This window comes from Bradyrhizobium sp. LeoA1Lang, from assembly GCF_055413685.1.
The window spans coordinates 62,013-88,768 of record NZ_JBVAPG010000009.1 but is presented as its reverse complement, the minus strand read 5'-3'; the positions used below and the strand labels follow the sequence as shown (position 1 = coordinate 88,768).

General features: G+C 62.0%; 13 protein-coding genes. 10 read left to right on the top strand and 3 right to left on the bottom strand.

What is annotated here, in order from left to right:
* Nucleotides 1–138: 138 nt before the first annotated feature.
* Entirely contained in the window at nt 139–12,219 is a 12,081-nt protein-coding gene (locus tag ACZYOF_RS05565; protein ID WP_463715087.1) for a filamentous haemagglutinin family protein, read from the top strand.
* Between the two features lie 79 nt (nt 12,220–12,298).
* On the opposite strand, the gene ACZYOF_RS05560 is transcribed toward ACZYOF_RS05565, so the two are convergent.
* Genes ACZYOF_RS05560 through ACZYOF_RS05550 form a run of 3 tightly spaced genes read right to left on the bottom strand, consistent with a single transcriptional unit; the run spans nt 12,299 to nt 16,633 of the window.
* Complete coding sequence (locus tag ACZYOF_RS05560) at nt 12,299–13,267, bottom strand: HlyD family secretion protein (protein ID WP_463715086.1); 969 nt, start codon at nt 13,265–13,267, stop codon at nt 12,299–12,301.
* Nucleotides 13,254–15,584, bottom strand: a complete 2,331-nt coding sequence (locus ACZYOF_RS05555; RefSeq protein WP_463715085.1) for an ABC transporter permease — start codon at nt 15,582–15,584, stop codon at nt 13,254–13,256. The genes ACZYOF_RS05560 and ACZYOF_RS05555 overlap by 14 nt, the downstream gene beginning before the upstream one ends.
* Nucleotides 15,581–16,633, bottom strand: coding sequence for an HlyD family secretion protein (locus ACZYOF_RS05550; protein ID WP_463715084.1), 1,053 nt, complete (start codon nt 16,631–16,633; stop codon nt 15,581–15,583). The genes ACZYOF_RS05555 and ACZYOF_RS05550 overlap by 4 nt, the downstream gene beginning before the upstream one ends.
* Before the next feature lie 242 nt (nt 16,634–16,875).
* On the opposite strand from ACZYOF_RS05550, the gene ACZYOF_RS05545 reads away from it, so the two are divergent.
* From ACZYOF_RS05545 to ACZYOF_RS05505, 9 genes are all read left to right on the top strand, one after another.
* Entirely contained in the window at nt 16,876–17,088 is a 213-nt protein-coding gene (locus tag ACZYOF_RS05545) for a thiamine pyrophosphate-dependent enzyme (RefSeq protein ID WP_463715083.1), read from the top strand.
* A gap of 91 nt (nt 17,089–17,179) precedes the next feature.
* Nucleotides 17,180–18,427: a DNA polymerase IV gene (gene dinB / locus ACZYOF_RS05540; protein WP_463715082.1), complete on the top strand. Its 1,248-nt coding sequence runs from the start codon at nt 17,180–17,182 to the stop codon at nt 18,425–18,427.
* A gap of 301 nt (nt 18,428–18,728) precedes the next feature.
* Nucleotides 18,729–19,781 (top strand): NAD(P)-dependent alcohol dehydrogenase, encoded by a 1,053-nt coding sequence (locus ACZYOF_RS05535; RefSeq protein ID WP_349017011.1) that lies wholly within the window; start codon nt 18,729–18,731, stop codon nt 19,779–19,781.
* Nucleotides 19,782–20,401: 620 nt separating this feature from the next.
* Complete coding sequence (locus ACZYOF_RS05530) at nt 20,402–22,072, top strand: aromatic/alkene/methane monooxygenase hydroxylase/oxygenase subunit alpha (RefSeq protein ID WP_463715081.1); 1,671 nt, start codon at nt 20,402–20,404, stop codon at nt 22,070–22,072.
* Nucleotides 22,073–22,159: 87 nt separating this feature from the next.
* A complete protein-coding gene (locus ACZYOF_RS05525; protein ID WP_282528466.1) occupies nt 22,160–23,200 on the top strand; it encodes a 2Fe-2S iron-sulfur cluster-binding protein in 1,041 nt (346 codons plus the stop codon).
* A gap of 55 nt (nt 23,201–23,255) precedes the next feature.
* Nucleotides 23,256–24,326, top strand: coding sequence for an aromatic/alkene monooxygenase hydroxylase subunit beta (locus tag ACZYOF_RS05520; protein WP_463715080.1), 1,071 nt, complete (start codon nt 23,256–23,258; stop codon nt 24,324–24,326).
* Nucleotides 24,327–24,332: 6 nt separating this feature from the next.
* On the top strand, nt 24,333–24,704 hold the full coding sequence (locus ACZYOF_RS05515; RefSeq protein WP_130577625.1) for an MmoB/DmpM family protein: 372 nt from the start codon (nt 24,333–24,335) through the stop codon (nt 24,702–24,704).
* A gap of 123 nt (nt 24,705–24,827) precedes the next feature.
* Nucleotides 24,828–25,850: an amidohydrolase family protein gene (locus ACZYOF_RS05510; RefSeq protein ID WP_463715079.1), complete on the top strand. Its 1,023-nt coding sequence runs from the start codon at nt 24,828–24,830 to the stop codon at nt 25,848–25,850.
* Between the two features lie 5 nt (nt 25,851–25,855).
* On the top strand, nt 25,856–26,701 hold the full coding sequence (locus tag ACZYOF_RS05505) for a metal-sulfur cluster assembly factor (RefSeq protein ID WP_463715078.1): 846 nt from the start codon (nt 25,856–25,858) through the stop codon (nt 26,699–26,701).
* Nucleotides 26,702–26,756 lie beyond the last annotated feature (55 nt).

Here is a 26,756-nt window from a genome sequence, read left to right as displayed (position 1 = left end):
CTCAAAAAATCTTCCGAAAGCGTAGTCAACGGCCACTCGGGATTCGGTCTTAGCGGTGAGACCTCTCTTGACCCCCGAGGCGGCGGCGACATCCGGCTGCAGCGTCAGGGGCGTACCGTTGTCTGAAGGAGCCGCCCGATGTCCGCCCGTCCGTCCTCGACCGCCACCGGTCCCACGCGCCGCCATGCCCGTCACGCGGCGCTGCTGACCGGCGTCAGTGTGATGGCGCTGTTCCTGGCGAATGCGGCGGTGATGGCGCGCCCACTGGGCGGACAGGCGCCGACACCATCGGCGGCGGCGATGGCAGCATCGCAGTCGGCAGCGCAGGAGGCCGCGGCAGTCGCCAAGCAAAGCCAGGATGCGCTGGCGCGGGCCACGCGCGCCATCCAGGCGATGCAGGCGGTGCAGGATGCGGCGCGCCTCGCAGCGCAGGCCTCGCAGCGCTCCGCGACGCTCCCGCAGGTCGCGGTACCGAACGGGCTGGCGCCGGGCGGCCTGCAAGCCGCGCCCGGATGGCAGGGCGCGAATGCGCCGACGCAGGCCGTCGATGCCAGCGGCCAGACCCAGGTCGGCATCCAGCAGACCAGGGCGCAGGCGATCCTCAATTGGAATTCGTTCAACGTCGGCGCGCGCACCACGCTCACTTTCGACCAGCAGGGCAATGCGAATTGGGTGGCGCTCAACCGCGTGGTCGGCAGCACGGCGCCGAGCCAGATCCTCGGCAACATCAAGGCCGACGGCTCGGTCTATGTGATCAACCAGAACGGCATCATCTTCGGCGGCGCGAGTCAGGTGAATGTCGGCAGCTTGATCGCTTCGACCGCCAACATCACCAACGACCAGTTCCTCACCAGTGGCATCTACGCACGGCAGCAGGGCGGCCAGTACGTGCCGAGCTTCACCGATGCCGGCGGCACCGTGACGGTTGAGGCCGGCGCGCTGATCGTGACCAGGGCGCCGTCGTCGGCGAAGCAGGGCGGCGGCTTCGTCTTATTGATGGGCACCGAGGTCAGCAATGCCGGCTCGATCAGCGCGCCGCGCGGCCAGGTGCAGCTAGCGGCCGGCAACGACTTCCTGCTGCGGCCGGGCTACAGCACCGACTCCAACCAGGCCTCGACCACTCGCGGTAACGAGATTTCGCCGATCGTCCGTGATGCGTTCGCGGCCGTTGGCAATTCCGGCCTGATCTTCGCCCAGCAAGGCGATATCACGCTCGCGGGCCACAGCATCGGCCAGGACGGCGTGCTGGTTGCCACCACCTCGGTCAACACCCGCGGCACCATCCACCTCTTGAACGCTGCCTCCGATGCCGCCGGCAGCGTCACGCTCGGCAGCGGCAGTCTGACCGCCATCCTTCCCGAGCTCGGCAGCACCGAGACCGCGCTCGACAGCCAGCGCAACCAGTTGATTGCCGATTCCAACGCCTTCACCCACGTCCCGGCCGCCAACGCCCAGTTCAACAATCTCTCGCTGCTCGCCGATCGGCTCGACCAGGGCCGCGTCGAGATCGTCAGTGGCGGCAACGTGATCTTCAAGGATGGCTCCATCACGCAGGCGCAAGGCGGGCAGGTCGCAGTCTCCGCCGGTCGCCGCGTTTTCGCCGAGGATGGCGCGGTGATCGATGTCTCGGGCGTGCGCGGCGTGCTGCTGCCGATGTCGGCCAACAACATCATGGTCAACGTGCAAGGCAATGAGCTGCGCGATTCACCGGTCAATCGCGATCAGGACTATCTGAAGAACGCGGATGTCTGGATCGACGCGCGCAACCTGGTGCTGGTGCCGGCCGGCACCGGCGGCTATGCGACCGATCGCTATTATACGCCGGGCGGCCTGCTCGAGGTCTCGGGCTATCTCGCCAATACCGCCCACCGCATCGGGGAATGGACCGCGCTCGGCGGCGCTATCACCCTGGCGGCGCCGGAGGTGGTCGCGCAGAAGGGGGCGGTGTTCGACGTCTCCGGCGGCTCGGTCAGCTATGAGGGTGGCTATATCAGGACCACCAACTTCCTGGGAGCCGACGGCCGAACCTACAATATCAACAATGCGCGCGCGGATATGCAGTTCACGGCGCTCGGCGGCGGCTATGTGCGCAAGCATTATATCGAGGGCAAGGTTTACGATAAGCTGACCGAGATCTGGGCGTCCCCGTTCGGCAAGGGCAGCGTCTCGACCCGCTGGGAGGATGGCTACACCGTCGGCCGCGACGCCGGCTCCCTCATTCTGTCGACGCCGACGTCGATCTTCGAAGCCACCATCCTCGCCGACATCGTCAAGGGTGAGCGCCAGACCGGGAACCGGCCTTCCGGCACCACCGATGGCTACAAGCTGCCGCAGGACGTCGCGCCGCTCCAAGGCAGGCTCGCGCTCGGCAGCTACTCGGGCATCGGCCTCACCGATGCATCCGCTGCGCGGGTCGTCTTTGGCCGTGTGCCTGGCATCACCGAGGCGCTGAACGACACATCGGCGTTGCCTGACAGCCGCATCGGCACCGCGTTGTTTGATGCGGATGCGATCAATGCCGCCAAGCTGGGCGGTCTCAACTTTGCGAGCAGCAAGGAAATCGTTGTCGAGGCGCCGCTTGAGCTTGCGCCCGGCGCGGAGGTGACCTTCGCGGCGCCGCATGTCGATATCGCCGCGGACGTCACGGCTCGCGGCGGCAGCCTCACGCTGACCAATCTCATGCATGCCGTGCTCGGCAAGGGGCAGAACGAGCAATGGTGGGCGCTCAACGATGCGAACGGCAATTCGCAGGTCACGATCGGCGAGAGGGTTGCCGTTGATCTCAGCGGGTTGTGGACCAACGAATTCCGCGACACGCAAACCGATTCATCACGTCTCGCGCATCTTGATGGCGGAAATTTCACCGTCTCGACCACAGGCGGCATCACGCTTTCGAAGGGTTCGCTCATTGACGTGTCGTCAGGCGGCGCCATCCTGGTGGATGGCAAAACCAAAGGCGGCAAGGGCGGCAATGTCAGCCTCGTCGCCAATGATTATGCGCATCTAGCCTCGACGCAGTTCTTCACCAATCCGCTCATCCTTGATGGCGCTATCCGCGCCTATGGTTTTGGCGGCGGCGGCACACTGACATTGGATGCGGGCCAAGCGATCGCGATCGGCAAAAGCGTGGCCGATGCGCTGGTGCTCGATCCCGAGATCTTCCGGTCCGGCTTCTCCGCGTACAAGATCTCCAGCAACACCGGCATGGAGATCGGCGAGGGGACGCGCCTTGACGTCGAGGTGCCCGTCTATCGCTTCACGGACAAGAGCTATGACGCGGCGACGGGAAGCCCTATCGCGGATGCCGCGGAGCTGTGGACGCCGCCGAGCTTCATCATCAACCCCGTCGCGCATAGCGTCACGCAGCGCGTCGGCGCCGATGTGACGCTCTGGAGCCTGCATGATTTCACGCTGGCGAAAGGCGCGTCCATTAACGTCGATGCGGGGCGTTCCGTGTCGATCTTCGCCAATCGCCAGACCGTCATCGACGGCGCGATCTTGGCGCCCGCCGGCAATATCCTGATCACGAGCCTGCAGGACGCGCCCGGCGACAGCCGCTATAATTTCGGCTATGGCGAATTCGCCCTGACGCGGTCGATCTGGATCGGCAACGCCGCGGTGCTGGATGTCTCCGCACGCGGCGCGGTGGGACGCGATGAGCGCGGGATTGCTTACACGGCTGTGCCGGACGGCGGCACGATCCGCATCGGCGGCACGGGCGCGGTCGACAACGGGGGCGCGCCCATTGTCAGCGATGCGTTTGTGATCCTTCGTCCCGGCGCCATGATCGATGCATCAGGCACCTCTGCGCTGGTCGATGTCTCCACCGGCAACGGCTATGTCTCGACGCCGGCCGCGAGCGATGGCGGGACGATCTCGCTCTATTCCGCCTTCGGCATCACGCTCGACGGCACCTTGCGTGCAGCAAGCGGCGGCAGCGGCGCCTCCGGCGGCGCGCTGAGTCTGACAATGGCTGAACGAGGTTATACGCTGGGGCAACCCACCGCGAGTTCGCCCTATGCCGCCGGCGACTTGACGGAAGCCTTCCAGAGGTCGCGCGATATCACCCTCGTGCAGTATGCGGGTCGCAGTGGCCTCAGCGCCGATCTTAAGCCGGGTGAGGGCGATCCGGCCCTGCAATTCGGCCGCACCGTGATCGGTGTCGACCAGATCGAGGCGGGTGGATTTGCATCGCTCTCGCTCTCGACTCGCGATCTCTTTGTTTTTGGCGGCAATATCGATCTTCAGCTTTCGCGCAGCATCCGCTTGTCAGGCGGTGTGATAACGGCGCCCTCTGATCAATCCGCTGTCAACATTCGCCTTGCGGCGCCTTACGTCCGCCTGGAAGGGTTTAACTACAGCGGGACAAAGCCGGAACAGGTTGGGGATATCAAGGGGTATTATCCCGGCATCAACGTGGGGTCGGGCTTCCTTCTTGGTGCTCCTCAATCGATCGCGAAGGACAGCCATTTCACGATCTCCGCCGATCTCATCGATGTTTACGGGGATATTCATTTCGGCGCGACGGCCCAGCAAGGCTATGGCTCAGGGCTGATCCGAGATGCCGTCGCCTATGGCTTTGACCAGGTGACGTTGCAAAGCCGCGGTGATCTTCGCGTTGGTGATGCCACAATCCGTGCTGACCAAAACGAACAGGTTGGCGGCCTCAATGCCTACAATCTCACGCTGATCGCGGATCAGATTTATCCTCTGAGCGGCGCGGTCGCCATCATCAGGGCTGGGCAGCGGGCCGGATTGGACGATGGCGGCTATGCCCCAGATACCCGTCTCACCATCCGCCGCAATGACGATCAGACACCAGCGGTCCCGGCTTCGGTCTTCGGCGGTCTCGCCTTCTTCGCCGTCGACATCGACCAGGGCGGCGTTCTTCGCGCGCCGTTGGGTCATATCTGGTTAAACACTTATGATCAGTCCGCGGCCAATGCCGTGCCGCCTAACGCGCGTATCACGTTCCGCAGCGGCAGCATTACGTCCGCGAGCGCGGCCGGCCTGATCATGCCCTTTGGGGGCACCTCGGACGGGCTCACCTATCAAGGCGCGGACGGCACGCTGCGCAACCTGGCAAGCGCGTCGTATGATGACCAGCACGGCATTAAGATCTCGAGCGGCGTTTCGATCAACGCCGCATCGGTCGTGGGCGAGGTCGGGGCCGTGCTCGATCTCACCGGCGGCGGCGCGCTCACCGGCGCGGGTTTCATTTCCGGCCGCGGCGGTTCGGTCGATGTGCTGAAGACAGCGCTCGTCAATGCCAATCCGGTCAACAGCTACAGCGCCTCCGGCAACAAGGTCTATGCGATCCTGCCCGGTTACGCCGCTGATTATGCGCCAGCGATCGCAACCAACGGCGCTGGCGATCCGGCGATTGGCCAGCAGATCACGCTTCCCTCTGGCGTGCCGGGACTGCCGGCGGGCACCTATACGCTGCTGCCCTCCAGCTATGCGCTGCTGCCCGGCGGCTATCGCGTCGAGCTTGGCTCGACGGGAGCCACCACGATTGCGCCCGTGACCATCGGCAATGGCTCCGTCATCACATCGGGCTATCTCGGCGTCGCCAAGACCGGAATTCAGGACGCGCTTCCGACCAGGGTAATCCTCAGCTCCGGCCAGAACACGCGCCGTTATTCGCAGTATAACGAGACGAGCTATGCCGATTTCGAGCGCGCGCAGGCGGCCCAGTTCGGCGGTCTTCGGCATCGTCTGCCAGAGGACGGCAAGGTGCTTGAGATCAGTCTCCTGCCGCGGCTGGATAATATGAAGTCGCTGTCCTTCGCCGGCACCGCGCTGTTCGATGGTGCCAAGGGCGGTATTGACGGCACGCTGATCATCAAGCCGGCGAGCGTCTCGTCGGGCCCTGCCGTGCTCGACATCACGGCGCCAGGGGCCACGCCTATCGCCGGGCATACATCCATATCGAGCGACGACGTCAATGCCTTCAAGGCATCGACGCTCTTGCTGGGCGGCACGAGCATGTTCTTCGTGGAGGACAAACCCGGCGTCGGCGCCAACATTTATTTCGACGCAAGCTCGACTGCGGCCGTGAACCTGCTCGATGGCGCCACCATCCGCGCGGGCCAGGTGTTCCTGGTCGGCAAGGCCGTCAACATGGCGGGCGGCGCGACCATCGATACGCGTGGATTGAGCAGCAACAACGTCGATTCCACGCTCGGCTATGTCTATGCCAACATAAGCCCTTATTTGGGCGCTGATCCCAATGCCAGTCCGGCCGTGCTCGCGGTCGCCAATGGATGGTTCCAATTCCTGAATGCTGTCGGCCCCGGCAAGATCGACATCGCGAGCGGTGCATCGCTGCTCACCGACGGCAGTGTCGTGCTGGCCGGGCCGGGCGGGCTCACCATGGGTGACGTCAATTTCGGCGCACGTTATCTCAACGTCACACAGGAGCAGGTCAATGTCGGCACGGAGGCCGCGCTCGCCGCGGCGCAGGCCGCTGGCCAGCTTCCCTCGGGTTGGAATCTCACCCAGAGCGTGCTCGACAAGCTCCTGCGGCCGTCAACGACAGCCGGCGTACCCGCACTCGAACAACTCATCCTCACGGCAAATCGCGCGTTCAATCTGATCGGCACCGCCGCGCTCGACACCACGCGCCAGGAGGGGGCCGGGGATCCGCTCAAGCTCGTTCTCAACACACCGGCCATTTATGGTCTTGGCTCCGCAAGCGACACCGCGAGCATCAAGACCGATACCCTGATCTGGAACGGCATCCGCACCGGCAGCGGCACCACCGCGAGCCCTTATGGCAGCCTGGCGCCGGCCAGCGTCATGCCCGACGGTCCCGGCACGGGATTGGGTCGTCTCGCCATCACGGCCAACGAGGTCCTGTTCGGCTATGACGCCTCGCAAAGCAAGCCGACCGATGGCGCAACGCTGAACCGTCTTGCGCTCGGCTTCTCGGATGTCACGCTGACGGCGTTGAGGCGTGTCACGGCGAACAGCGATGGCACGTTCAAGGTGGGCTTAAGCCAGGACAGCCAGGGCGCCTTGCAGGGCGGGAATCTCACCATCGCGGCCCCGCTGATCACGGCGAGCAATGGGGCAAAGCTCGATGTCACCGCGGGTGGCGCTTTGCGTCTGGTCGCGCCGACTGGGGCCGCTCCCGCGGATACGCGCGGCGTGACGGATCTCGGCGGGACGGTCTCCTTTGGCGGCGACAGCGTCTTTGTCGATACCGCATTCGCCTTGCCCTCCGGCAAACTGACGTTCAACGCCGCGCATGACGTCGTGCTCGGCGGCAACGCGGTGATCGACCTGTCAGGCCGTGCTATCTCCTTCTTCGATGTCACGAAATATAGCTGGGGCGGCGATCTCGTTCTGAATAGCACGAGCGGCGATATCACCCAGGGCGCCGGCTCGGTGATCGATATCTCGGCGGTGAACAACGCCGCGGGCTCGATCACGGCCAAGGCCATCGACGCTGCACATGGGCATGTCTCGTTCGGGGGTACGATCAAGGGTTCGTCGACGGGTGATTGTGACAGCGGCCAGTTCATCGTGGCGGCGCAGGATTTTGGCGATTTCGCGGCATTGAATGCGAAGCTCAATGACGCCGGCTTCTTCAGCGCTCGCAGCTTTGATCTCCGCCAGGGCAGCCTTGTCATCGGCAATGGCGTCAAGGCGCGCTATGTGACGGTGTCGGTCGATCAAGGCAGCCTCACCGTCGACGGCAGGATCGATGCGAGCGGGGCGAAGCCTGGCACCATCCGCCTGTCGGCGCGTAACGATCTGACCTTGACGCGGAACGCCGTGCTCGATGTGCATCACTCGGTGCTGCAGACGGACAGCTACGGCGCGCCGATCGAGGCCAACAACACCGCGCATGTCGAGCTCACGAGCAAGCAAGGCACAATGACGCTGGCGCCGGGCGCGACCATCGATATGTCCTCGCCGGACAACGTGGCGCGCGGCAAGCTGGAGCTCAATGCGCAGCGCCGCGGCGGGGCGGACGGCGACGGTACCGGCGCAAACGATATCGCGATCGACGCGCGCAGTCCGCTCGATATCCGCGGTAGCAGCAGCATCGCGATGAACGGCTTCCGCACCTATGAACTTCCGGGCGGCAGCGCCATCGATCAGGCGTACCTCGATGGTTTGCATGCCGACAGTGAGGCATTCATCAACGCGGCACTCCAGAATGGCGACTTGCATAATCGCCTTGCCGGGCTTGCGGCTTATGGCTCCGCTTTCCATCTGCGGCCGGGCGTTGCCATCACGTCGGACGGCGATCTGTCAACGAACGGCGATCTCGATTTCTCCAACTATCGCTATGGGCCAAAAGCCGATCCGGCGGTGCGAGGTTCCGGCGAAGCGGGCGTGCTCGTCGTCCGCGCCGCCAGCGATCTCAAGATCAACGGCAGCATCACTGACGGTTTCGCACCGCCGCCAGCATCGCCCGACGCGCTGACCGTGCTGGCGCAAGGTTTCCTCACCTCCGACTATACGGTCACAGCGGACGGTGCGCTGCTCGCCGAGGGCTCGAGCATCCCGCGCACCGGCATGATCAACATATCACTGCCGATCGCCGAGGATACGAAGATCACGACGAACCCGACGCTCTCGGCACCTATTCCCGTCGATGTCGTCCTCTCACGGCCGTTTACGGTGGCGGCCGCGCCAAGGAGCCTGACTGGCGGCAGGATCATCGCCCCAGATGGTACGGTTCTGCACGAAGCGGGGACGGCCACAGCTTCGCTCGTAAAGGGAGAAGTCTGGCCTGCCGGCACCAGACTTTCAGCGGGCGTTGCTTTCAACCAGCCGGTCGTAAACAACTCGATAGCTCTCTACATCAAGGCGACGACTCTGCCGCCGATGACGGCGCTTAATGTGTTTGGTGGGTATACGTTCTCGCGGGATGTTACGATTCCGATCGGCACGGTTTTGCCGGCCGGCATGACGAACGTGAATCTGACCGGGCCGGGGGATCGCAGGATTTGGGCAATCTCGCCGCTGCTGGCGGCAGGCACCCAATCATGGTCGATGCGGCTTGTGGGCGGCGCCGATCTTGCGAGCGCAGACACGCGCACGCTGCAGACCGCCAACACCCTCGCTGGTTCGGGCAATGTCGTGTTGAATGATCCTTTCCAGGTCACGCTTGCCGCCGGCAATACGCCGACGCCGGGCGTCAGCGTCGTGCGCACCGGCACCGGCGATCTCGAAATTCTGGCCGGCGGCAACTACGAGCAAGCGTCACCGTTCGGCGAGTACACCGCCGGCACCGCAGTTAGGGAGACCGGCACCGCGGCGAACGATGCTTACAATGTGAGCCGAGGCAAACTGGCCGATAACACAGTGCTAGGCTCGGCAAACGCCGCGTATGAAGCGACGCTCGGCTCGCAGCGCATGTACTACACCGAGCATGGCGGCGATTTCCTGCTCGCCGCGCAAGGTGACGTCAAGGGCACGCTGACGACGCGCTCGGATGAGATTGGAAGCTGGCTGTGGCGCCAGGGTGGTTCGGAGATCGGCCAGCGCACCGCATGGGGCATCAATTTCGGCAGCTATACGTACGATCCGGTTCGCGACGAAAGCGCGCTGAATTTGGAGCTGTCTGCGTTCTCCGGCGTTGGTACGCTCGGCGGCGGTAACGTCACGCTGCAAGCAGGCGGCACGCTCGGCGGCGATGCAGGTCGCGGTGTGGTCATCGCCGTCGGTGGCAGCGGGCGTGTGATGGGCGATGGCAGCCTGGTGCAGACGGGCGGCGGCACGCTGTCGGTGAAAGCGGGCGATATCGGCACCGGCGGCAATCAATTCGTGAATCTGCGCGGGACCATGGATGTCGCGACCGGAGATTTCGGCAGTCTCACCGCGACAAATATTCGTAACGATAGCGGGACGGACCCGCGGCCGATCAATCCGCTGACGCCTTATTCGATGACCACGCTCGATGGCGGAGATTTCGCGCCGGGCGACAGCGTGATCAATCTGCGCGCGCGCGGCGATCTGGCGGTGGGAACGATCCTCGATCCGGGCCGTGTGGGCGTGACAGCCTGGACGAACGCGAATAACGGTCAAACGAGCGGTGCGGGCGCGAGCTGGTTCACGCTCTGGACGGGGCAAACCGCTGTGAACATGTTTGCCGCGGGGGGCTCGCTCCAGCCGGGCAGCGGCGCAACCTATTCCCGATACCTGCCCCCGATCATGCGGGCGATCGCCGCGAACGGCAATATCTATAACCCGGGCGGAGGGCTGATGCTGCCGTCACCGAGTGGCGAACTCGAGGTGCTGGCGCAAGGATCGATCTTCGGCGACGGTAAGGAGATGGGTCCCTTGATGACTCCGACAACGGCGTTGGCGACGCCGTTCAAGCCGGCCTGGGTGATCCTGAACAATGGGCGTAATATCACGGCCTCCAATTATTTCGGCGATTACGCGAATGTGGCTGACAAAGAAGGTGGAGGAGGTGTCGTCTATTCCTATATTCAGGGTGGTCACCCCTTCGCCTTCGATTCAAGCACGGTGAAGGATAAAGCCCCACTGGACCAAGGCGATCCGTCTCAACGCAAATCGTCACACATCTATGCGGTGAATGGCGACATCACGGGCATCAGATATGGCCGGATCGTCGACCAGATCTGGACTGTTGCAAATACCTATTATCAGGCGGCAAGGCCGCTGCGGATGCTTGCAGGCGGCGATATCGTCAACACGATGGGTCTGATCCTGCACAGCGATCAGAACGACGTGTCCACCATCGCGGCCGGCGGCAACATCATATACGCGGGCGCCCCCTCGCTCACCAACGGGTGGCGCGGAGGCTTGGCGATTGCCGGCCCCGGCACGCTCGAAATCACAGCCGCCAAGGACATCTATCAAGGCTCAATTGCGACGGTTGAGAGCCTCGGACCGTTGCTTGCGGGCGACAACCGGCCCGGCGCTGGCGTCGTCATGCAGGCCGGCGTCGGTGCCGGCGAAATCGGTGTTGGACAAGTCGACTGGACCGGTTTTGCGAAGCTCTATCTCGATCCGAAGAATCTCGCGGGCGAGGGGAAACTTGCCGACCAGCCGGGCAAGGTCGCGAAAACTTATGGGGATGAACTTTATGACTGGCTGAAGGAGCGCTTCAGCTATAGCGGATCCAAGGCCGATGCGCTCGGTTACTTCTTCACCTTGTCGGCAGCGCAGCAGCGCATCTTCTTGCGGCAGATCTATTACGCCGAACTGACGGCAGGCGGGCGCGAATACAACGAGGACGGCGGTCCACGTGCCGGCTCTTATTTGCGCGGGCGCCAGGCGATTGCAACGTTGTTGCCGAACGATGCCGCCTATGGTGGAGATATCACCATGTTCTCGGCGACGGTCGGGACCGGCACGCCGAGTAAGACAACCGTTCAAAGCGGCTATGTGCACACCGATTTCGGCGGCGACATCCAGTTCCTGGTGCCGAATGGCACAGTCACGCTCGGGACCGAGGGGCTGTCGCCGGGCGCCGATGCCGGACTGATCACGCAAGGGTCGGGCAACATCCAGGTCTACTCCAAGGGCAGCGTGCTGCTTGGCCTGTCGCGCATCATGACCACGTTCGGCGGCAATATCATCGTCTGGTCGGCGGAAGGCGACATCAATGCCGGCCGCGGCGCCAAGACCACGGTGATCTACACGCCGCCCAAACGCGTCTACGACAGATACGGCAATGTCACCGTGTCACCCGTCGTGCCGTCCAGCGGCGCCGGCATCGCGACGCTGAGACAGATCGCAGAGGTGCCGCCTGGGACGGTCGATCTGATCGCGCCGCTCGGCACCGTCGATGCGGGCGAGGCGGGCATCCGCGCGTCGAGCTTTGTCAACATCGCGGCGCTGCACATCGTCAACGCCGCGAACATCCAGGCGCAGGGCGGCGTCGTCGGCGTGCCGCAGGTCCAGGCGCCCAACATTGGCGGCCTGACCGAAGCGTCGAACACGGCGGGCGCCGCTGCCCAGCAAGCCACCGTGCCGCAGGCGCGTGCCGGTGAGCAGCCCTCCATCATCATCGTCGAGTTTCTCGGCTTCGGTGGCGGAAGTGAGGAAGATCGCCCCAATAGCGAACAACAGCGGAATCGTGGCAGGCAAAGCAACAACAATTATGACCCGAACAATATGGTCCGCGTCCTCGGCAACGGCACCTTTACCGCGGACGACACCAAGCAGTTGACGGCGGTGGAGCGCGATACGCTCGCCCGCCAGGTCGTTGCGCCGAGTTCTCCATAGTCGGCATGGAGCGATCTTCGTGAGGAACGTCCTGTCATTGGTGGCGACGGTTATGGAACAGGCAGTCCGTGCCTTGTAGTCAATGCTCGATCCAAACAGTCATACCTGGCGCGAGGCCAGCCGCCTCCTGAGGGTCAAGGCGCAAGCGCAGCGTATTGCGATCGTGATCGCCAATCACCCGCTCGGCCTGCCAGGTTGCAAAGACGCCGAGCGGCCGCAGTTCGGTGACGGCGCTCTTGATCGCGCCATCGGCGCTGTTCCGCATCACGCTCACTGTTTCTCCGACCGCGAGACCACTCAGATGGTCTTCGCGCACGTTGAATGAGAGCCATTGCTTGCCTGCCGCCTCGACCATCAGGATCGGTTGGCCCGCGCGAACGTTCTCGCCTACTTCTGCGGCGATGACGCTGACGACACCGTCGGCTGGAGCACGCAAGACCATCTTGTCGAGGCGGCGCTCGAGCACCGCGACCGCAGCCGCTGCGGCCTTCACCTGCGCGTCGGCGATCGCGCGTTCCTCCCGGGTCGGACCAGCCACGGCCGCATCGTAGTTCGCCTGGGCCTCCGCGACATCGGCGCGTGCGCTCGCGGCGTCGTTTTCGGCCTGGTCAAGCGCTTGCTGGGACTCGAAATTCTGGCGTGCCAGCGTGCTGGTTCTTGAGAGCTGGGCCTGCGTATAGTCGAGGCGGGAGCTTGCCTTGGCGATTGCAGCTTTCAGAGAGTCGACCTGTTCGCGACGCACGCCAGCATAGACGTTGTTGCGGTTTGCTATTGCCGAGGCGAGGGCGGCCCGCGCCTGGTCTACCTGTGCCGTCAGCTCCACCGCGGAGAGCCTCGCCAGGACATCGCCGGCGCGAACCTGCGCGCCCTTCTTGACCGCAATCGAGATGAGTTGGCCGTTCACCTCCGGCTCCACCCTGACCTCGGTCGCCCGCACGACGCCAACGACTGCGGCTGGCGATCCGGAACCACGGACGGAATAGATCAGAACGCCCGCGACGAGCACGAGTGCGATCGCGGCGAAGGCGGCGCGCCTAGCTTTGCGCATTTGTCTGCCCTCTCTTGACGGCAAGCGCCGAGATCACGGCGAGCGCGAAATAGGCGAGCGCCAGACACCACAGTCCGAGCCAATCATGCGCGACCTCCCAGATGCTGGCACCGAGCTGGTTGATGCGCACGAGGCCATCAATCGCGAAGTCGGCCGGGAACAGTCGGCCCAGCGCGATGGCCGCGTCGGGGATCGCTTCGCGCGGCCATGCGAAGCCGGCGGTGAAGAATTGAGGCAGGCTGGTTGCAAGGAGCAGGATGGTTGCGTTTTCCGGCCGCGTGAACCAGGCGCCGACGGCCTGCCCCATGAAGCTCGTCGCAAGCAAGAAGACGGCAGCAAGCGCGAGGAGTTGCGGAAGATGCCCGAGCGTCGAAAAGCCATAGATGCGCGGCAGCACAATGAGATAAAGCGCGAGCGCCGGAAGGTAAATCGTCAGATGGGCGAAGCCGCGGCCGAGCACGCCGGCGAATGCTCCGCCGCCGGTCGCCAGCGCAGTACGGGTCAACATCGCGGCACCGATCAGAAGGGTTTGCTGCAGGATCAGCACAAACGCCGCTGGGACGATGTAGCTTGCATAGCCGCCTACGGGGTTGAAGATCGGCTGCAGCAGAACGTCCGCGGGGCTCGAGTTCGCCAGCTTCGCCTTGACAAGGCTTCCATCCGAGCGTGCGCCTCGCGAAACAAGCTCGGACGTCAAAGTTCCGATGGCCGTGGCAACCCCGCTGGCGGTCGATCTGAATATGAACAGGTAGGTGGCATCGGCGTAGATCGGAATGTGAGCGGTGATGCCCTTGAGCACGTCGCGCTCGGTGTCTGGCGGGATTTCGACGGCGGCAAAGGCCTTCCCACGATCGATTGCGGTCCGCGCCTCGGCCAGTGTGCGGGCGCGGACTGCGACGCTCAATGCTCCACTCGCATCTAGCGTCTCGACGATCTGGCGGCTGAGATCGCTCAGATCGTTGTCGACGACCGCGATGGGAAGCTTGCGCAGGATCTGGTTCAGATAGGGTTGCGGATAATAAATACCGTAGACCAAAGGAGCCAGGAACAGGAGGGCGAAGGCGCTCCGCGCGCCGAGCACGCGCCGCCACTCCGCCATGAAGGCGCCGCCGACGCCTCGCGGCGCGCGGCCGCTCTCTGATTGCTCGGCAGGTCGCGCCATCTCAAACCAGCCCTTGCGCTTGAGGCTCGCCATGCGCAGCAATGCGAGGCCGGCATACAGCACCGTCAGGCCCGCGAGCGGCGCGAAGGGAATGGCGGAGTCAGAGACGGGCAATCCCCGCGCCGCTTGTCCCAGCAAGACGGCCATGTACCAGCGCAACGGCAGTATCGCGCTCCAAACTTGCGCAAACGCATTCATGCCGATCGTGGGGAAGCCGACGCCGGCGTAGCCGAATGCAGGAGAGGCAACGAGGCCCGCGAGTCCCAGCCCGGTTGCCAGGTCGCCGGCCAGGAGCTGCAGCAAGGCGCCCAGCGACAGATAGGCGACGATCAGGAGGGAGCCAGCGGCCACCATCAACGGCAGGTCTCCCTTGAAGGGGATTTGCAGCACACCCTCCAGGAAAAGCGGCTCGGCCAACATGATGAGGATGAAGATGCCGAAGAGGGGTGCGAGTTTGCCGGCGAGCGCAACGACCGGATCGCCTCCGGCACTTTCGAGCCAGGCCCGCGCGTCGCGACGGCGGAATTCGGAGCCGACAGAATAGCCTGCGGCGAGCGTGATCACCACATGGATGATCGTCGGCAGCAGCGCGCGGAGCAGGAACTGCGCGTAGTTCTTTTGCGGATTGACAAGCGCGATGGTCTCCCCGGCCAGCGTTCCGATGGAAGCCGGCGCAGGCGCTGCGCTCTTGGCGGGAGCCGCCACAGCCGCCGCGGCGGAAAGCGCATCGCTCAGGCCCGAGGACGCAATGCCGGCCGCCGTGAGGAACTGCTGGTTGTAGAATCCGACGACCTGCGGGCGGCGTTGAGCCTGCAGGTCGCGTTCGAAATCCGGCGGGATATAGATTGCCGAGATCGCCTTGCCGGACCGTATATCCTTCACGGCCGTGGACAGCGTACCGGAGCGGTCGACGATTTTCAGGCTCGGTGATGCCGCGACGTATTCTACCAGGGCACGCGAAGCGTCCGACTTGTCCTCGTCAACGACAGTCACCCCGAGCCCCCGGATGACCGGATGGCTGAAGACCGTCGTGAGAACCACGAACGCAAAGAGAGGCACGCCAAAGATCAAAAGCAGCGCCACACGATCGTGGAACAGCCAGCGGCATTCGCGCTGTGCGACCAGGAGAAATCCCGGTTTTGACGCTAGCCTCATTGCCGCGATCGCCAGTCGAGATAGGCGCTCATACCCGGTCGCAGCTCGGGCACGGGCTGGACCGGGTAGGCGCGGATCGAAAATGTCCGCAAGTCGAAATCGCCCGAAGCACGCGTGGCCCGCCAGCTCGCATATTCCCCCTTGGTCGCAACAAGCTTGACCTCGACCGTGACACGGCGGTCATCGAGAGCCGGAATACGGACATCAAATCGATCGCCGACCTTCAGGCCCTTGACGAGATCCTCGCGAAGATCGAAGTGGATCCATACGTCGGCTAGATCGATCAGGGTCACCAGCGGCACGCCCGGCGATACGTATTCGCCCGGCTCGATATTGCGCTGATAGATCTGCGAGGCGACGGGTGCATAGACCACAAGTTGGTCGATGATCGATTGAACGCTCTGGATATCGGCATTGGCCTTTTCGACGTTGGCCCTCGATATAGCCCGCTCCTCCTTTGTGTAGCCATTGACAGCCTGGTCGTAGGCCGATTTGGCCTGATCGACGGCGCGTTCGCTTTCGCGCAGCGCGTCGGTCACTTGGTCAAGACGGGCTTGCGGCGCATTGCCTTGCTGGGTCAATGTGTAAGTACGGTCAAAGGTCTTCTGCGCAAGCACCTGAGCAGCCTGCGTCCGCTCCATTTCCGCTTTCCGCGCGGCAATGGTTTCCACCCGCGTTCCGACGAGTACGTTGGCAAGTTGAGCCTCCGCAACAGTCTTTGCGGCCGTCATTTGCTCGTGTTTGGCCAGAGTTTCCGGGTTATCGATCCGCACGAGCACAGCGCCAGCCGGAACGTTCTGGCCACGCTCGACGGGTATTTCCTTGACCCGTCCGTCGACACGGGCGGCTATATCCAGCCGCGTTGCATCGACCTCGCCTTGCACGAGCAGCGGTTCCGGTCGCAAGAGATAGAAGACAGAAAGCGCGACGACGGCGGCTGCGACGATGCCGACAATGATGGAAGGAGCACGCGTCGCGGTGCGGGTGTTTTTCTCGCCGTCACTCGGTGCGTCGGACGTACTTTGAATTTCCTTGTCAGAGGTCGGCATTTCCGCGCCTGATTCCCCTTTGCGTGACCGGGGTAGCCGTTTGCTAGCTTTGGTTGTTAGGCCTGTCCAATCTCGATCCGCTGAATTCCGCGAGCAGGAGGATCAACTATCGGCAGGGTGCATGTCAACCTCCGCCCTTATCGGATGCCGTCTGCTCGTCACTCGGGATAGCGTATCGAACAGCACGGCTAGCTCCGCAGAATTATATGCGCTCGCCTAAGTCATCTTCGTGAGTCTGCTTCATGGAACGGGCCAACGGTATGCCGTCAGCCATCGGCCTCCAGAAAGCAGAGCCTGGTCAACAAGTCGTGTGCATGGCAGGCGAGGGTGGAATTTCGATGCTGTTCGGAGACCTGCGGTCGTGCAACAGGAGCCTTTTGCTCAATTGCGTTCCCGAGAGCGGAAGGAACGGTCGCTCAACCGGGCGCAGGCTTGATCAGCCAATCGCTTCTTAGCCTTTGTGAAACTCGGCTTGACACTCGCTCTAACATGTTCTCATTATGTTCTCTGTGGATTTTGGTCAAATTTCACCGGTGAACGGTCTGGATGGCAACGATAGCCACCATCCTTCATGCAGACCTGGATGCTTTTTATGCCTCGGTCGAGCAACTGCTCGATCCTTCGCTGCGCGGCAGACCCGTCGCTGTCGGTGGCGGGGTTGTGCTTGCTGCCTCATACGAAGCCAAGGCGTTCGGGGTGCGAGGTGGTATGCCGGGACGGCAGGCACGTCAGCTATGTCCGCAACTCACTTTTGTCAGCGGCCATTTCAAGGACTACCAACGGCTCGGCGATGCTGCCATCAAGGTGATCAGCGATTTCACGCCTCTCGTGGAGCGTATTTCCATCGACGAGGCCTTTGCCGACGTTGCGGGCTGCACTCATCTCTTCGGTGCGCCCGCCGAAATTGCAAAGACAATCCGCCGACGCGTGCGGATGGAGATTGGTCTTGCGATCTCGGTCGGCGTGGCGCGCACCAAGCATCTGGCGAAAATTGCCTCGCAAGTCGCCAAACCCGATGGACTCGTGGTCGTCGATCCCGACACCGAACTGGAGTTCCTTCACCACCTGCCCGTCGAGCTGATGTGGGGAGTGGGTCCGGTCACGAAGGCGCGGTTGGCCGAAATCGGCGTGTTGACGATCGAGCATCTGGCAAAGACGCCAGGATGGTCGCTCGAGCGGTTGCTCGGTCCCGCTGCAGGGGAAAAACTCGCAGCGCTGGCGTGGAATCGCGATCCGCGGGAGATCAAGTCTCACCGCCGAGCTAGATCGGCAGGGGCGCAGTCGGCGATCGGCAGGAAGCCGGCCGAAGAGCGGGTTATTTGCCCCACGCTGCTTCACCTCGCGGACCGCATCGCGACGCGACTCCGGGCGAAGTCCAGGCCCGGTCGAACCGTGACGGTCCGCGTTCGCTTCGCTGACCTGAACTCGGTGACGCGCTCGGTAACGCTCGATGCGCCGATCTCCGCGACTATGATCCTCGCTGAGATCGCCGAGGAACTGGTGCGAGCGATCCTTGCAGATCATCCGGACCAGAAGACCATCTCGCTATTGGCGATCTCCGTGTCGCATCTTGAGGAGCACTGGGATCTCGAGCTCGAACTCCCGCTTGGACTTCAAGATGAAGCGCGCCGCCCCGGCACCAGGATGGGCATGGCCCGTTGGGCGGCCGATTGCGCCGTCGACAAGATCCGCAATCGCTTCGGATGGGATGCGATCGGATATGGCCGGGCAGCGCTGGGCATTTCTCGTTCCGTGCCCGACGAGTTTCGCAAACTCGCCGAAAGAGACCTGTAACCCGCGAAAGCCATGGCCCGACAAGGCGACCGGTGGGCACGAGCTCCTATTTACCAGCTAGAGCATGATCCGGAAAAGTGGAAACCGGTTTTCCGAAAAAGATCATGCTCAAACAAAGAGCTAAAGCGGGATGACGATTCGAAGAAAAGTCATCGCGCTTTAGCCGCCAGCGGCAAAGACCTCCGTGTTCCTGACGCGCTTAGGTGCGCGCGCTTGCGCTGTGCAGCTCCGCTGGCACGAAAAATGCTGAGGCGCCTCCGCGATGGCGAGCGCAAAGCTCGCCGGGCAGACGGAGGACAACATGAGAGCCCAAGTATTGAGAGCGTATGACGAGAAGCTTTCCAACGACCAATGGGTCAGCGAAGAAAAAGTGTCTGATCCCAAGCTGGCTAAATCGACTGACGTCATCGTCCGCATCGGTGGTGCCGGCGTATGCAGGACCGACCTTCATATCATCGAAGGTGTATGGAAGCCGCATATGGATCCGACCGGCGACAAACTGCTACCCATCATCATGGGACACGAAAATGCAGGCTGGATCGAAGAGGTTGGCAAGGAAGTCGAGGGAGTAAAGAAGGGTGACCCAGTCATCGTTCACCCGAAGATCACCGGTGGCACCTGTCTCGCCTGTCGCCGAGGCCTCGATATGCATGGTCCCGGCACATTTCCGGGTCTTGATTGTAACGGCGGCTATGCAGAATTCCTTTGCACCTCCGAACGCAATATTGTGCCGCTGCCACGGACTCTTGCGCCAAAGGATGTGGCGCCTTATGCGGATGCGGGCCTCACGGCCTATCGCGCGGTCAAGAAGGCCACTCGTCACCTTTTGCCGGGCGAATCCTGCGTCGTCATCGGTGCAGGTGGGTTGGGCCACATTGGAATCCAGTGTCTCAAGGCGATGTGTGCGGCCGACATCATTGTGGTCGACAAGTCCGAAGCATCGCTGAAATTGGCCGAAAAATCGGGCGCCGACCATCTGGTGAAAGCTGACGGCAACGAAGTGGCAGCCGTTCTGGCATTGACTGCCGGAAACGGCGCGGAAGCCGTGATCGATTTTGTCGGCGAGAAAGGCACGACGTCCAAGGGGCTGGCGATGACCCGCCCGATGGGCAGCTACTACGTCGTTGGCTATGGTGAGGACATCCGTGTCCCGACCGTCGACATGGTGATTACCGAGAAAAACATTATCGGCAACCTGGTCGGTACATGGGCTGAGCTAACGGAGTTGATGGCGCTTGCGGATCGGGGTTTGGTTGAACTCGCAACCGCCGAATATCGCCTCGCGGACGCCAACAAGGCATTGCACGATCTCAACGCTGGCAAGATCCATGGACGCGCAGTTTTGATTCCTTGACCAGGCGCATCTAATCCATCGCGGGCATACGTTCGCTCGCGGTGGATTTGCCGTCCGCGAGTCGTATGCCATTGCGCACTTGGTCCCAGCGAGTGATCACTACCGCGGCGCAAACATTGCGATGCAAACTGGCTCCTCTGCGTTGCAGCGATTCTCATTTTGCAATTCCTGTCGCAATTTGCATCTCGATCAGTCGTCAAGCCGAGGGCCATGCGGGCACGACCGTCACTCATCCCACGCTCACGTCATCAGAAACCATCTGGCGAGGCGCTTGGACGAGCTGGCACGCCCATTGCAAAGCTCCTAAGCACAACAACGCTGACTGGTCCTCGTCTGGGGCGAGCCGCGAAAAGAACGAGGGAAGGGGATGCCTAGCTGAGGACGTAATCTTGTGCGGGACAACACAATTGCGATCGGGAAGCCGCTGGTTCCAAGATCGCCGCTGATCGCCCGCGGAGTACTCCACAGTCATCCTGAGACCCTTGCCGATATCAAACGTCCGGTCGTGAGAACGGCCGCGAGGTGGCCCGTAACGTACGGGTAAGCACTGCCCGGCCGTCGAGGCCTGGAGCAGGCGGAATATCGATGTGGTTTCTGACTCGATCAGGAGGATAGACTAGATGTCTGGAACGCTAACACTCAACAAGATCACCGCCCAGCGCGGCATTTCCGTCGGTGACGCTGCAAAGAAGATTGCAGATCTCGGTTGGAATCCTTCCTACGTCCAGGAGGCGATGACATTTCCGACGGACTACAAGATCACGAAAGCGCCGAAGGATCCGATGAAGCAGGTCCTTCGCTCTTATTTCCCAATGCAGGAGGAGAAGGACAACCGCGTCTACGGCGCGCTCGATGCGGCTCTGCGCGGCGACATGTTCCGCAACGTCGAGCCACGATGGGTTGAGTGGATGAAGCTGTTCCTGGCGATCATCCCGTTCCCCGAGATCTCGGCGGCGCGCTCGATGGCCATGGTCGGCCGTCTCGCTCCGGGTGAGGATCTTCGCACCGGCTTCACGATGCAGATGGTCGACGAGTTCCGTCACTCGACGATCCAGATGAACCTCAAGAAGTGGTACATGGAGAACTACATCGATCCGGCCGGGTTCGATATCACGGAAGAGGCCTTCGGCAAGTGCTATGCCACCACGATCGGCCGTCAGTTCGGTGAGGGCTTCATCACCGGTGACGCAATCACTTCGGCGAACATCTATCTGACCGTTGTGGCTGAGACCGCCTTTACGAACACGCTGTTCGTGGCGATGCCGTCCGAGGCCGCTCGCAACGGCGACTACGCGCTTCCGACCGTGTTCCTTTCCGTTCAGTCGGATGAAAGCCGGCACATCGGCAACGGCCATTCGATGCTGATGTCCATGCTCAAGGAGCCCGAGAACCATCTACTGATCGAGCGGGACCTGCGTTATGCCTTCTGGCAGAACCACGCGATCGTCGATGCCGCGATCGGAACCTTCATCGAGTATGGAACCACGAATCGCGACAAGAACAAGGAGTCCTATGCGGAGATGTGGCATCGCTGGATCTTCGAGGACTATTACCGCACCTATATGCTGCCGCTCGAGAAATACGGCATCAAGATCCATCACGACGACGTCCAGACAGCCTGGAAGCGCCTCACCGAGAAGCACTACGTCCACAGGGTCGCGCAATTCTTCGCGGTTGGCTGGTCGGTGAACTTCTGGCGGATCGAAGCTCAGACCGACAAGGACTTCGAGTGGTTCGAGCATAAATATCCGGGCTGGTACGCCCAGTTCGGCGAATTCTGGAAATGGTACGAGAAGCTCTCGCATCCCGGGCAGACCAACATCCTCTTCAACAGCGATGTCGGCTACGTCTATCCGCATCGTTGCTGGTCGTGTCTTGTGCCTTGCCTGATCCGTGAGGATATCGTCACCGGGGAGATCGACGGCCAGCTCTATACCTTTGCGCATGAGTTGGATCGCTGGACTACGGTGCAGGCATTCGCCGACGAATATGAGGGACGACCGACGCCCGCGATGGGCCGGTTCAGCGGACGGCGTGAATGGGAAAGCTGCTACGATGGCTGGGACCTCGCCGACGCGATCAAGGATCTCGGCTTCGTCCGCACCGATGGCAAGACGCTGATCCCGCAGCCACACCTGCGCTTCGACGAGAAGGAGATGTGGACGCTTGACGATGTCCGCGGACATGTTCTGAAGAGCCCGCTTCTCACGCTGCGCGAGATGGCGCCGGCTCAGCGCGAGGAACACCTCGCGGAGTATCGGAAGGGCTTCACTATCAATCCCTGCAATTGAGCAGCCAGGAGGGAGCCAGCCAGCTCCGGCTGGCTCCTTCCCGATCAACCCCCGGAAGACCTGCAAGCCTTGGTTTGAGGAGGCCCTATGGGCGCGCCCGCTAATGTCGTTCGCCTGCATCCGGTAGGCATAGAATTCGAGGTCGAGGAGAACGAAACCGTCCTCGATGCGGCCTTCCGCCAGGGCATCGCGTTGCCGCATGGTTGCAAGGAGGGACAGTGCTCAGCGTGCAAATGCGTCCTTACCGAAGGCGATGTGGAGCTGAAGAAATACTCGACGTTCGCCCTCAACGAGATGGAGCGTGGTCAGGATTATATTTTGTTGTGCCGCACGCTGGCCTACTCGGATCTTGAAGTAGAGCTCCTCAACTATGACGAAGAGGTGCTGTCGAAATCGATCCCGGTCAGGGACTTCACAGGCACGGTCACGAGCGTCTCCGCGCTGACCCACGACATCAGGCACCTCGAGATCTCGCTGGACCAACCTTTGAAGTTCTGGGCGGGTCAATATGTCGACATCACGCTCTCGGGGGCAGAGACGATTACGCGCTCGTTTTCCATGGCAAATTCGCCGCTCGAAGGCCAAAAGCTCGCATTCATCATCAAGAAGTACCCGAACGGACGCTTCTCCTCCCAGCTCGACGGAGACCTCGCCGTCGGAACCAGAGTCGGGGTCAGGGGACCTTACGGCACCTGCTTCCGGCGAGAAAACAGAAACGGAGCCGTGATCCTGGTCGGGGGCGGATCGGGAATGTCGCCTCTCTGGTCGATCCTCCACGATCACATCAACTCCGGAGAAGTACGTCCGGTGCGCTTCTTCTACGGAGCCCGGACGCAAAACGATCTTTTCTACCTCGATCGCTTTGCAGAACTCTCGGCAAAGCATCCGGATTTTACGTTTGTGCCCGTCCTCTCTCACGCGGCCGATGACACGGCTTGGCGCGGGGAAAAGGGCTTCGTGCACGAAGCGGTCGGGGCACACCTGCGCAACTCGGGATACGGGGAAGACGTCGACGTCTATGCCTGCGGACCATCGCCGATGATCGAGGCGCTGACGCCGGTGTTGCAGATGAACGATGTCGAATCGGATCGCATCTTCTTCGACAAGTTTACGCCGGCGGCCAACTGAGACTTTCCGAATGCCGGTCCAGCTAGTGCAAGCCACCAATGGGAGGAGGAAGACTATGACTGCAGTTCCAAGTGTTTCAGTGGGATCCGGTGCAGCGGGCGCTGCGGTGTTTCCGGATTCGGACAGCCGCAGGTACAGGTACTTCGAGCCACGCAGCAAGCGGGCGACGCACTACGAGGACGTGACCGTCGATGTGCAGCCGGATCCGGAACGCTACCTGCTGCAGGACTGGATCATCTCCTTCCCCAACGGGAAGGGCGCCTACACCAAGGACAATACTGCGGCGCTGAGCTCGAACTGGCATGCGTTCCGTGCTCCCGATCAGGAGTGGGAGCGCACCCACTACCAGCGTCAGTCCAAGATCGAAGGCATGGTTCAATCGGTGATCGCCAACGGCCGCAAGTCCGGCGCGCCGAAGGCCTTCAACAAAGCGTGGGTCAAGATTCTGCAAAACCACCTCGGCGCGTGGAAACATGTCGAGTTCGGCCTCGGCACGTCGCTGATGCAGGCTCAGCGCTATGGCTATACGCAGATGATCAACAATGCGACATTGACCAACTCGTCCTACAAGCTTCGCCTTGCGCAGGATATCACGCTCTATCTCGCCGAGATCGGAATGGACATTCCGGGCTTCGACGACACGGCGGGCAAGCGCACCTGGCTGGAAGACAAGGGCTGGCAAGGCACAAGGGAAGCGGTCGAATCGATCATGGGTTCGGCCGACTATCTCGAGCAGTACTTTGCCACCAACATCGTGTTCGAGCCGCTTGTCGGCGAATTGTTCCGTAGCGGCTTCCTGATGCAGGTGGCCTCGTCCAACGGCGACTTCATCACGCCGTCGGTCATTTCGGCCGCAGAGGCCGACTATGAGCGCAATCTCGCGAACACGATCGACCTGCTGCATCTTCTGGTGACGGACAATCAGCATGCTGCCCACAACAAGAACCTGTTCCAGAGCTGGGTGAACAAGCATGTGGCGCTCGCCAACAAGGCGGCCGTCGGCCTGCAGCCGATCTGGTCGCAGCCGCACTCGAAGCCGGTGCAGTACGCCGACGCCCGCGCACAGTCGGTCGAACGCATCAAGAAGATCCTCGGCGAGCTCGGCCTCGTCCTTCCCAAGGAGTAAATTGCAATGTCCGTTGCTTCCAGAACTGCGACCAACCAGAACATCTTCCAGAAGATGGGAGACATCGTCTTCGACCAGACGATTTCTCATCAGTGCGGCGTCACGATGAATGACAGCGTGGAAGCGCGCGCCATCGCCGAATTCATGGCGAAGAAGCCGAACGTGACCGTGACCTATCAGCCGGCCCTGATCCGCATCGACGGCGAGGGCAAGTTGATCTTCAAGATGGATGAAATCAGCGAAATTCTCGGGAAAGACATGACGGCCGAGATCTTCGAAGTGAATACCTCGACCCACTATGGCCGAATGGTGCGCATCGACGACAACACGGTGACGCTGTTCGGAAATATGGAAGAGGTCTTCGAATACATCGAGTGAACTCTTTCAACTCCCGAGCCTGGGGTGGACCACATCCGGACGGTTGTGGCTCCACCTCATTCTTGCACGATCGGCCGTCCCCGACGTTGACGTAAAGCACTTGGCAAAACCTTGGAGATTATCATGTTCATAACCCCCACCGGCGAGGAAGTCTTCGTCATCGACGGGCACACCCATTTCTGGGACGGCAGTCCGGCGAACCAGCGAAACATTCACGGCAAGCAGTTCATTGACTGCTTCTACACCTACCACACCTCGCTCAGCCCGCCCGACAAGCTCTGGCCCAAGGACCAGTTCGAGAAGTACAGCGCCGAGCAGATGTATCACGATCTGTTCGTCGACGGCCCGGACGATATGGCCATCGTACAGTCGACCTATCTGACGGAATTCTACAAGAACGGCTTTAACACCATCGATCGCAACGCCGAGATGGCGAAGAAGTACAAGGATCGCTTTATCGTCAACGGCGCCTTCGACCCGCGCGATGGCGAGCGGGCGCTCGAGTATATTCACTACATGAAGGAGACGTTCGGCATAAAAGGCGTGAAGCTTTATACGGCCGAGTGGAAGGGCGAGTCGCGAGGCTGGAAGCTCACGGATCCCAACGCCTATCGTTGCCTCGAGCTTTGCCAAAAACTCGGCATTACAAATGTCCATGTTCACAAGGGGCCGACCATCATTCCCTTGGACAAGGATGCTTTCGATGTTCACGACGTCGATCATGCCGCCACCGACTTCCAGGGTCTCAATTTCATAATTGAGCATTGCGGCCTGCCACGGCTGGACGATTTTTGCTGGATCGCGGTGCAGGAGACGAACGTCTATGGTGGCCTCGCGGTGGCGCTGCCGTTCATCCACGGCCGTCCGCGTTATTTCGCCGAGGTGATTAGCGAGCTGCTGTTCTGGGTCGGCGAGGACAAACTCCTTTTCGGCAGCGACTACGCAATCTGGACGCCTCGCTGGCTCGTCGAAAAATTCTGGAACTTCGAACTGCCCGACGATCTAAAGCAGGAGCACGGTGTCGATCTGACGCAGCAGGCAAAGAGGAAGATCCTTGGTCTCAACGCTGCGCGCCTCTACGGCGTGGACGTCGAGGCGCAGAGAGGCAAGCTCGCGGGAAGCGCGCACGCGACCGCGGCGGAGTGACAACGATGGACGCTGTCCTTCTGCATCATGACCAAAGGACCCGCGAGGTGTGGGCACGCCTCGCGCTGGTCACCGATCCCGAGTTGGACGAGTCGGTCACAGAGCTTGGATTTATTGAGCGTGTCACCATCGATGATAGTTGCGGGGTCGATATCGTCTTTCGCCTGCCGACCTACTGGTGTTCGGCGAACTTCGCGTTCCTCATGGCCGACGACATGCGTCGGGCGGTTTCCTCGCTGCCATGGGTTCGCGAGGCGCGGCCACAGCTCCGGGATCACATGGTCGCGGAGGAGATCAATCGTGGCGTCAGCGAAGGCAAATCATTCGGCGACGCACTCAAGGACTTCGCCTCTGGAGGGTCGCTCGAAGAGGTGCGTGAGAAGTTTCGCCGCAAGGCGTTCGAGCGACGCCAGGAGGTCATGATATTGGCCTTGCGCGAGGCCGGTTATGACGACCAGGCGATTTGTCAGATGAATCTGAGCACCTACGACAAGGTCGATTTCGACTCGGAGGAAGCCGCGCACCAGAAGCCGCGCTATCGCGAGCTTCTGGTTGAACGGCGCCTTGCCTGGCTGCCCGGCGATCAGGCCTTCGTCACCTATGACGGGTGCTCCATCAAACGCTACGAACTCGCCTCATATCTGCAGCGGTTGCGGGGGGTTCGCATCAACATGGAGTTCAATAGCTCGTTGTGCAGAGGTCTTCTTGCGGCGCGCTATCGTGAACCCGAAGGGAATAGCGCGGGACGGACTCCTGTCGACGCGGCGCCGTGTGGAGGCTGCGGCAGTGGCTGCGCCGCGCGGTCCGTCGAGCCGCCCGTGACGGCCGAGAATTCCGCGGCGCATGCATGAGGCAAGCGGCTTGCTGGTGCCAATAGCGGGAGCGGTCAGCAAGTCCGCCCCAGCA